At 57.9% G+C, this 10120-nt stretch carries 9 protein-coding genes and 1 pseudogene; 9 read left to right on the top strand and 1 reads right to left on the bottom strand.

What is annotated here, in order from left to right:
* The 9 genes and pseudogenes from eat to DBR18_RS08095 all read left to right on the top strand — a co-directional run.
* On the top strand, window positions 1-941 hold a 941-nt coding region (eat, locus tag DBR18_RS08135), incomplete at its 5' end, for an ethanolamine permease (RefSeq protein WP_256588622.1).
* A 141-nt stretch (window positions 942-1082) separates the two neighbouring features.
* A complete protein-coding gene (locus tag DBR18_RS08130; RefSeq protein ID WP_108589960.1) occupies window positions 1083-2477 on the top strand; it encodes an ethanolamine ammonia-lyase subunit EutB in 1395 nt (464 codons plus the stop codon).
* Between the two features lie 5 nt (window positions 2478-2482).
* On the top strand, window positions 2483-3307 hold the full coding sequence (gene eutC / locus DBR18_RS08125; protein WP_108589959.1) for an ethanolamine ammonia-lyase subunit EutC: 825 nt from the start codon (window positions 2483-2485) through the stop codon (window positions 3305-3307).
* Between the two features lie 114 nt (window positions 3308-3421).
* Entirely contained in the window at window positions 3422-3883 is a 462-nt protein-coding gene (locus DBR18_RS08120) for an N-acetyltransferase (protein ID WP_007968150.1), read from the top strand.
* A gap of 282 nt (window positions 3884-4165) precedes the next feature.
* Complete coding sequence (locus tag DBR18_RS08115) at window positions 4166-4816, top strand: DedA family protein (protein WP_003228594.1); 651 nt, start codon at window positions 4166-4168, stop codon at window positions 4814-4816.
* A 4-nt stretch (window positions 4817-4820) separates the two neighbouring features.
* Complete coding sequence (locus DBR18_RS08110) at window positions 4821-5633, top strand: zinc-dependent peptidase (protein WP_108589958.1); 813 nt, start codon at window positions 4821-4823, stop codon at window positions 5631-5633.
* 112 nt (window positions 5634-5745) lie between these two features.
* The gene (gene ppa / locus DBR18_RS08105) at window positions 5746-6273 is read left to right on the top strand and encodes an inorganic diphosphatase (protein WP_008052339.1); all 528 of its coding nucleotides are present in this window, start codon (window positions 5746-5748) and stop codon (window positions 6271-6273) included.
* Between the two features lie 223 nt (window positions 6274-6496).
* Window positions 6497-7243 (top strand): helix-turn-helix transcriptional regulator, encoded by a 747-nt coding sequence (locus DBR18_RS08100; protein ID WP_108589957.1) that lies wholly within the window; start codon window positions 6497-6499, stop codon window positions 7241-7243.
* Between the two features lie 397 nt (window positions 7244-7640).
* A pseudogene (locus DBR18_RS08095) lies at window positions 7641-8862 on the top strand (IS3 family transposase).
* A gap of 124 nt (window positions 8863-8986) precedes the next feature.
* Here the strand turns inward: DBR18_RS08095 and DBR18_RS08090 are convergent.
* A partial coding sequence (locus DBR18_RS08090) for a restriction endonuclease, SacI family (RefSeq protein ID WP_108589956.1) occupies window positions 8987-10120 on the bottom strand: 1134 nt, incomplete at its 5' end.

The following is a 10120-nucleotide window of genomic DNA, read 5'->3' as shown; positions in this document are numbered from 1 at the left end:
TTGCCGCGACTTTTGAGCTGGTGGTCACCGTACTGGCGGTCGCCGAACTGCTGGTGTTCATGGGCGTGGTCGCGCCTGGCTTCAGCTTCAGCAACTTCGTGCTCAACGGCTGGTCGGGCGCCAACGAGTTCACCCTGGGTTCGATCCCCGGGATCTTCGCGGCGATTCCGTTCGCGATCTGGTTTTTCCTTGCCATCGAAGGCGCGGCCATGGCGGCCGAAGAAGCCAAGGATCCGAAACGCACTATTCCCAAGGCTTACGTCAGCGGCATCCTGACCCTGGTGTTCCTCGCCATTGGCGTGATGGTGATGGCCGGCGGCGTCGGCGACTGGCGTCAACTGTCGAACATCAATGACCCGCTGCCGCAGGCAATGAAAGCGGTGGTCGGCAATAACTCATCGTGGATGCACATGCTGGTGTGGATCGGCCTGTTCGGCCTGGTGGCGAGTTTCCACGGGATCATCCTCGGCTACTCGCGACAATTCTTCGCCCTCGCCCGCGCCGGTTATCTGCCGAAGAGCCTGGCCAAGCTGTCGCGCTTCCAGACCCCGCATCGGGCGATTCTGGCCGGTGGCGTGATCGGTATTGCGGCGATCTACAGCGATGGCCTGGTCAATCTGCAAGGCATGACCCTGACTGCAGCGATGATCACCATGTCGGTGTTCGGCGCGATCGTGATGTACATCATCAGCATGCTCAGCCTGTTCAAACTGCGCAAAACCGAGCCGAACCTGGAACGTACCTTCCGCGCCCCGGGCTATCCGGTGGTGCCGGCGATTGCGCTGTTTCTGGCCGTGGTGTGCCTGGTGGCGATGGCGTGGTTCAACACGCTGATCGGTTGTGTGTTCCTGGGATTCATGGCCGCTGGTTATCTGTACTTTCAGCTCACCGCCAAACAACGCGCCGACGCCCCGGCAGACGCTATGCTCGAAAGTATCTGACTGCCATATAAAAGTGCACAGCGCCCATGTAGGAGCTGCCGAAGGCTGCGATCTTTTGACTTTGATTTTCTAAAAACAAGATCAAAAGATCGCAGCCTTCGGCAGCTCCTACAGGGGGTTTATCGTTTACAGGAGGATATTGTGGTCGCATTTGCCCATTCCGTCGGCGCCCAGACCTATCGCTTCGACAGCCTCAAGGACGTCATGGCCAAGGCCAGCCCGGCGCGCTCCGGGGACTTTCTGGCCGGCGTTGCTGCGCTCAATGACGGCGAACGCGTGGCCGCGCAAATGGCGCTGGCCGACATCCCGCTCACGCACTTCCTGCAGGAGGCGCTGATTCCCTACGAAAGCGATGAAGTTACCCGACTGATCATCGACACCCACGACAAACAAGCCTTCGCCGTGGTCAGCCACCTCACCGTCGGTGGTTTCCGCGACTGGCTGCTCAGCGACGCCGCTGACGAAACCAGCCTGCGCGCCCTCGCCCCCGGCCTGACGCCAGAAATGGTCGCCGCCGTGTCGAAAATCATGCGCGTGCAGGATCTGGTGCTGGTGGCGCAGAAGATCCGCGTGGTGACGAAGTTTCGCGGCACCCTGGGCCTGCGCGGGCGCCTGTCGACCCGCCTGCAACCCAACCATCCGACCGACGAGCCCTCCGGTATCGCCGCGAGCATTCTCGACGGCCTGCTGTACGGCAACGGCGACGCGATGATCGGGATCAACCCGGCCACCGACAGCATCGCCTCGATCTGCGCGATGCTGGAAATGCTCGACGCGATCATCCAGCGCTACGATATCCCGACCCAGGCCTGCGTGCTGACCCACGTCACCACCTCGATCGAAGCGATCAACCGGGGTGTGCCGCTGGATCTGGTGTTCCAGTCGATAGCCGGCACCGAAGCGGCCAACGCCAGTTTCGGCATCAACCTCAACGTATTGCAGGAAGGCTATGACGCCGGGCTGAGCCTGAAACGCGGCACCCTCGGGCAGAACCTGATGTATTTCGAGACCGGTCAGGGCAGCGCGCTGTCGGCCAACGCCCACCATGGCGTCGATCAGCAGACCTGCGAAACCCGGGCCTACGCCGTGGCACGGCATTTCAAGCCGTTTCTGGTGAACACCGTGGTCGGCTTCATCGGCCCGGAATATCTCTATAACGGCAAACAGATCATTCGCGCTGGCCTCGAAGATCATTTCTGCGGCAAGTTGCTCGGCGTGCCGATGGGCTGCGACATCTGCTACACCAATCACGCCGAAGCCGATCAGGACGACATGGACACCCTGCTGACCCTGCTCGGTGTGGCCGGGATCAACTTCATCATGGGCATCCCCGGCTCCGACGACATCATGCTCAACTACCAGACCACCTCGTTTCACGACGCGCTCTACGCCCGTCAGACGCTGGGCCTGAAACCGGCGCCGGAGTTCGAGCAATGGCTGGCGAACATGGGCATTTTCACCCAGGCGGACGGCAAGGTTCGCTTTGGCAACAACCTGCCGCCGGCCTTCCGCCAGGCGCTGGCGCAACTGGGATGAGTGTTATGGAAAAACCGCCTGTGGACCCGCAAAACCCATGGCTGGAGCTGCGCCGCCTGACCCCGGCGCGCATCGCTCTGGGCCGCACCGGCACCAGCCTGCCAACCCGCGCTCAACTGGATTTCCAGTTCGCCCACGCCCAGGCGCGGGACGCGGTGCATCTGCCGTTCGATCATGCCGGGCTCAGCGCGCAACTGAGCGAACGCGGGCGCGACAGTTTGTTGCTGCACAGCGCGGCGACGGATCGCAACAGCTACCTGCAACGGCCGGATCTGGGGCGCAAGCTCAGCGACGCCTCGGCGCAGACCCTGCGGGATTACGCCCAGGCCAACCCCGGCGGGGTCGATCTGGCGATTGTGGTGGCGGACGGCCTGTCGGCACTGGCGGTGCATCGGCATACCTTGCCGTTTCTGACCCGCCTGGAGGAGCAGATGAGCGCCGACGGCTGGTCGCTTGCCCCGGTGGTGCTGGTGGAACAGGGTCGTGTTGCCATCGGTGACGAGATCGGTCAGTTGCTCGGAGCAAAAATGCTGGTGATGCTGATCGGCGAGCGTCCGGGCCTCAGCTCACCCGACAGCCTCGGTTTATATTTCACCTACAATCCAAAAATCGGGCTGACCGATGCCTACCGCAATTGCATCTCCAATGTGCGGCTGGAGGGCTTGAGTTACGGCATGGCGGCGCATCGCCTGCTGTATCTGATGCGTGAGGCCTGTCGGCGGCAGTTGTCGGGGGTCAATCTGAAGGACGAGGCACAGGTTCAGACGCTGGAGTCGGACGCCGGTGCGGACATGAAGGGAAATTTCCTGCTTGATCCGCCCACAACCTGAACCGTTTCCGCATTGCGTTTCTGCGCCGCTTTCAGGCAGGATCGACGCACGGCCGCAGGGTTTCCCATCGCCGTCAGAGCAGTTGAAGACAGCCACTTGAAGACGAGACCTATCATGCGGATTATTCAAGCGACCCTCGAACACCTGGATTTGCTGACCCCGTTGTTCGTCAAATATCGCGAGTTCTACGGCTCCCTGCCTTACCCGGATTCCTCCCGCGCGTTTCTCGAAAAACGCCTGCGCCGCAAGGAGTCGGTGATTTATCTGGCCCTGGCCGATGATGACGACAAGAAGCTGATGGGTTTCTGCCAGCTCTATCCAAGCTTTTCTTCGCTGTCGCTCAAGCGCGTGTGGATCCTCAACGACATTTATGTCGCCGAAGACGCCCGCCGCCAGCTGGTGGCCGACAACCTCATCCGCACCGCGAAGAGAATGGCCAAGGAAACCCAGGCCGTGCGCATGCGCGTGTCCACCAGTGCCGACAACGAAGTAGCGCAGAAGACCTACGAATCCATCGGGTTCAAGGAAGACACCGAGTTCAAGAACTACGTGCTGCCGATCAGCGACGAGCTCTGAACCCAAAAGATCGCAGCCTGCGGCAGCTCCTGCAGGAGAAACGCATTCCAAGGTAGGAGCTGCCGAAGGCTGCGATCTTTTGATCTTTTATCAAACTCGAAGTCTGCCTGACATTTATTCACACCCCGACATCCCTCGCTACAAAACCAACGCGCTTTTCACCTCTCAGACCGTATAATCCCGAGCTTTCCGGCTTGTAAGAAAAACTACACCCCGCTGTAGGCTTACACCCGAATCATCCGCACAGGCCTGCCGAGTCGGGCCGTCACCACAGGTGCCCCCATGGATTTCAACCCGCTCGATCTTATCCTGCATCTCGATGTGTACCTCGACTTGCTGGTCACCAACTACGGGCCGTGGATCTACGCGATTCTGTTCGCTGTCATCTTCTGTGAAACCGGCCTGGTGGTGATGCCGTTCCTGCCGGGCGATTCGCTGCTGTTCATTGCCGGTGCCGTTGCTGCAGGTGGTGGCATGGATCCGGTGCTGTTGGGCGGTCTGCTGATGCTCGCGGCGATTCTCGGCGACAGCACCAACTACGTGATCGGACGAACGGCGGGCGAAAAGCTCTTCAGCAACCCGAATTCGAAGATTTTCCGTCGCGACTACCTGCAAAAAACACACGACTTCTACGACAAGCACGGCGGCAAAACCGTGACCTTGGCGCGTTTCCTGCCGATCATCCGTACCTTTGCCCCGTTCGTCGCCGGCGTCGGGAAAATGCCCTACCCGCGTTTCTTCGCGTTCAGCGTGTTCGGCACCATCCTCTGGGTCGGTGGTCTGGTGACCCTGGGTTACTTCTTCGGCAACGTGCCGTTCATCAAGAAGAACCTGTCGCTGCTGGTGGTGGGCATCATCCTGCTGTCGCTGGTGCCGATGATCATCGGTGTGGTGCGCAGTCGTTTCGGCGGCGCCAAAGCCGAAACCCACTGATCCGATGTGGTCACTGAGCGCCTGGCGTCGCCGGCGCATTCTGGCCAGGCACCCGATTGCCGACGACCTGTGGCAACGGGTGCGCCATCACCTGAGCTTTCTCGACGGCATCAGCGCCGCGGAAGACCAGTGGCTGCGTGAAGCCAGCGTCCTGTTTCTGGAAGAAAAACACCTGACCGCCCTGCCCGGCGTCGAACTGCATCAGGAACAACGCCTGCTGCTCGCCGCGCAGGCCCAGTTGCCGCTGCTCAATCTGGGCGACTTGAACTGGTATCAGGGTTTCCACGAAATCGTCCTCTACCCCGACGACTTCCTCAGCCCGCAACGGCATCGCGATGCCAGCGGCGTCGAGCATGAGTGGGACGGTGAACACAGCGGCGAAGCCTGGCAACAGGGGCCGATCATCCTCGCCTGGCCGGGCGTGATGGCCAGTGGTGGCTGGGAAGGCTACAACCTGGTGATCCACGAACTGGCGCACAAGCTCGACATGCTCAACGGCGACGCCAACGGCCTGCCACCACTGCACGCCGACATGCGCGTCAGCGATTGGGCCGAGGTCATGCAACACGCCTACGACGACCTCAACCGCCAGCTCGACCGCGACCCCGACGTCGAAACCGCCATTGACCCGTATGCCGCTGAAAACCCCGCCGAGTTCTTCGCGGTCACCAGCGAATATTTCTTCAGCGCCCCGGATCTGCTGCACGACGCTTATCCACAGGTCTACTTGCAACTGCAGCTTTTCTACCGGCAGGATCCGTTGGGCCGGCTGCGGCAACTTCAGGCCACAGACCCGGTCTATCAGGCGCACGACTAAGCGCTGCACGACTTCTGGTACGTGGCGTCGGCGTAGGAATATGCCTATAATCGCCGCCACTTTTTGGTCAATCCGGCCAAGTTTTTCTGGTCAACTACGGGGGCAACGCCCAATGAGCTACAGCAAGATTCCGGCTGGCAAAGACCTGCCGAACGACATCTACGTCGCGATCGAGATCCCGGCCAACCACGCGCCGATCAAATACGAAATCGACAAAGACAGCGATTGCCTGTTCGTTGACCGTTTCATGGCCACCCCAATGTTCTACCCGGCCAACTACGGTTACATCCCGAACACCCTGGCTGACGATGGTGATCCCCTCGACGTGCTGGTCGTGACCCCTTACCCGGTTGCTCCAGGTTCGGTGATCCGCGCGCGTCCGGTCGGTATCCTGAACATGACCGACGACGGCGGCGGCGATGCCAAAGTCATCGCAGTCCCACACGACAAGCTGTCCCAGCTGTACGTCGACGTGAAGGAATACACCGACCTGCCACCGCTGCTGATCCAGCAGATCGAGCACTTCTTCGCGAACTACAAAGATCTCGAAAAAGGCAAATGGGTCAAGATCGAAGGCTGGGCCGGCGCTGACGCCGCTCGCGATGCGATCACCAAGTCGGTTGCCGCCTACAAGGGCTGATCACCTGCAACCCGCGTGATGCTTGAAGAAAACCCCGTTTGACACGGGGTTTTTTATGCGCGAGTACAAACCCATTAAACAAAATGTTTAAGAGAAGCACCTCACAGTTTTAATTTTGTTTAATTTCCCACAAAGACGTCTTACATCTCGTCGCAAAATTCAGCCCGTTTTTGAACGATCAGTTTATTCAAACCCCTCTGGCACGGCCGTAGACTCCGTGTTTATGAGAAAGAACACTAGCGGTCCAAGATTCAAGGCACTCCTGGAAGCAGCGAACATCACCACCACCGATTTCGCCAAGTTCTGGGGCACGGAAGCCCAAAATGTCCACAACTGGTACACCCGGGGAGTCCCGGCGTATCGCATGGAAGAAGTCTCACGCCTGCTCTCGGTCAACAGCGACTGGCTGAAAACCGGAGAAGGCCTCAAAGAATTGCCGCGCCTGCAGTCACCGGCCAGTAACGGCGATACCTTCGACGCTCAGGCCGTCAACGGTGTCTATACCGTCACCGCCTACAACGACATCGACCTGCCATTCTTCAAGGAAACCCCGGTCACCGCCGGCTCCGATAAAACCCACGTCATCCTTGACCCCGAACAGACCATCCGCCTGCCCCGCAGTCACCTCGACCAACTGGAAATCCGTCACGCCGACGCCATCTGCGCGCACATGATCGGCAACAGCATGGCCGAGCGCATCGAGGACGGCTCGATCATTGCCATCGACCGCGGTTTGACCCAAGTGGTCGACGGCGAAATCTACGCCATCGAACACGACGGCATGCTGCGCATCAAATACCTGCACCGCATGCCCGGCAACGCCCTGCGCCTGCGCAGCCACAACAGCGCCGAATACCCGGACGAAATCTTCCGCGCAGCACAGATCGATGAGCAGCGGATCCACATTCTGGGTTGGGTGTTCTGGTGGTCGACGCTGGGCAAACGCCGGCCGGTGGTGCCGTTTCTCTGATCCTGCGCCACTTCCCGCCCCAGCACAGAACCCTGTGGGAGCGCGCTTGCCCGCGAAGAGGCCCTGAAAGTCAGTACAAAACCCGGATTTCTACCGCCGCAGCCGCTCTATTGCGCACTTGAGGCTGGGAATCCCCACCAAAACTCAGTATCCTGCGCCCCACATTTGCGCATCGCCCCGCTCCCGCGGCCCAGATGACGCCCGACGCGGCAGACCAACGTCTGACCAAGTCCCACAGCCGGACGCAGATCCGGGTGTACGTTTTGAAGGCTGGCGCGGTTTACCAAAAATAAACCAAGCCAGTCCCCGAGAAGCCGGCCACAAGCCGGCTTTTTAATGCCTACTGTCCCGTCCTGAATAAGGTTTACACCTTCTGACTTGTCTTCAGTAGGAACCAATGGATACGGGAAAAAGGCGCAGCCAGCGTGATTACTCGCTGGGCTTTAAATTGGCGATCGTCGATCAGGTCGAAAAAGGCGAGTTGAGTTATAAAGAGGCTCGACGGCGCTATGGAATTCAGGGGCGATCGACTGTGTTGGTGTGGCTACGCAAGCATGGGCGACAGGACTGGAGTCAAGGCGCCTCTATCCGCGCCCAAAGGAGCCGACCGATGGACGAACCCAATGTGCCGCTGACACCTGAGCAGCGAATCAAGGAGCTTGAGGAAAAGCTCGCCCTTGCCAATCAAAAGGTCCAGTTCTTCGAGGCGGTTGTTGGCGTGTTGAAGAACGATTACGGGGTTTCCATCGTAAAAAAGCGATCCGGCAAGCCCTCACCCGAAGGCAAATCCAAGGCCTGAGTATTCGCAGGGCTTGCCAGTTTCTGGGCATTTCCCGGCAGGCGTACTATAAGCGAAACCGGGCTTATGACGCGCAAGTCAGCCATGCCCAGAAAATACTGGGTTTTTTCCTGGAAACACGTCTTCAGATGCCTCGACTGGGCACACGCAAGTTGCATGGCCTCATGCAGGCCGAGCCGGAACTGACGCGCACAGTCGGTCGCGATCGGTTGTTCTATATCTTGCGAGACAGCCGCCACTGGTTCCACGCAAGCGCGCCTATCACAAGACCACTGACAGTCATCACCGCTTCCGCCGGCATCCAAACCGACTAAATCCTGGTCCTGATCAAGTGACTGCTGCAGGGCCTGAACAGGTCTGGGTGGCGGACATAACCTATTTACCGACCCAGCAAAGCGTTGCGTATGTGAGTCTGGTAACGGACGCCTACTCTCGCAAAATCGTCGGCCATCACGTGCATGAAACCCTGCACACCGAATCGGTGATCCAGGCGATGAGCAAAGCCCTGCGGGATAGAAGAACCGATCAGGCATTGGTACATCACTCGGATCGGGACTCGCAATACTGCTCTGATCTCTACCAGAAGCTGCATGCAAAACATGGAGTCCGATGCTCGATGACCGATGGGTATGACTGCTATCAGAACGCCTTGGCAGAGCGAGTTAACGGGATCTTGAAGACAGAGTTCCTGCTTCATCGACCTAAGGACCTAGATGAGGCCGTTCGAATGGTCGACGAGTCGGTACGCGTCTACAACAGCAGGCGGCCGCATCTATCGTTGAAATGCAAAACGCCCCATGCGGTGCATCGGGCGTTTTGAGAATGGAAATTGGTGTAAACCTATTTCAGAACTAGACATACAAAGAGCTGAATAACTTGATAAATAAACCTAAGACAGGGTTCTAGTAGCAAAAAATTAATATTATCTCCCGATATGCTAATTTCTAACTTCTCGATACCAAGCCGGCGTCTTCAGCACAAGAGATAATGTGAATACGTGTTGCATCCTTAACACGTGCTTCATCCATAATTGTGACAACCTGTTCCCATACCTCGACCGCATCAAGCTCCCTAACTGCGAGACCAAGCGCAACGGAAAAAAACTGTCGAACATCGACGAAGGAAACTTTTACACCACGGAGTGCAACAACTTCGACCAAATCTATTAACTGAGAACCGGTTGGCAACTGCCCTGCTTGAGGACCACACAAAAATAAAAACCTATCGAGACCAGCCGCTTGGACTTTGCGAGCCGCATGATCAACGTCATTCTGGGTAAAGGGTTTGTCTTTCACCTCAATCGAATGAACCAAGCCCTGACCCGCGATGCTGATGTCGATATCTAAGACTTCCAGTGACGAGGTACCTGCCTGATTCACCGGATGCACCTTAACCGTACAAGGCCTACCGTCACTCTGAACCAGAAACCAGAAAGCTATCCCACCAATGATCGCGCAGGACTCCCCCTCATTCGAGCTAGTCAACGCCATCTCCGCGAATTTGGTCAAAACCTCGTGAATGGCCGCATCGCCGTCCAGCGGGATAGCTTCAGCTACCAGCGACTCACGCATCATCGTGTAGTAAACTACGTCCTCCAAAGCAGCAAGCGCATCTTCAGAGTTTCGGAGGCTACTCAGAATATCAATACATTTTGTGAGAATGCTTGCGTCATAACCTCTGCGCACCGCATTGTTCGTCGAAAGGGTTGGGTATCGTGCCGGCTTATTTAGAAATGGCTCGTTTGAGCGTCCCAGTTTTCCAGCCAGTTTCTCTGGATCTCTGTCAAAACTCACAACGACGTTGTGACAAAGTGAACGAGCATCATATGCTCCGACAATGGGTGCGCCTGCCTGCAATGCTATCCCGTTGACTTTGCTATTCGTTGCTTTCGCAAGCAAATTTGTAAAAAGGATGTATCTGTATGTCAGATGTCTTCCAAGCATTACGGCTTCGAGATCTTTTGATTTTCGGTGTTTCGGCGTGTAGCTTTCCTGCTTAGCAACCTGTATTGCAGCGGTTAGTACTCGCTTAGCTTGCGCATGATCGACATTGGTCTGGCTCAAAAATTCCACTCTCCT

The organism is Pseudomonas sp. HMWF021, assembly GCF_003061005.1.
Classification (GTDB): Bacteria; Pseudomonadota; Gammaproteobacteria; order Pseudomonadales; family Pseudomonadaceae; genus Aquipseudomonas.
This window is presented reverse-complemented; position numbering and strand designations above follow the sequence as displayed.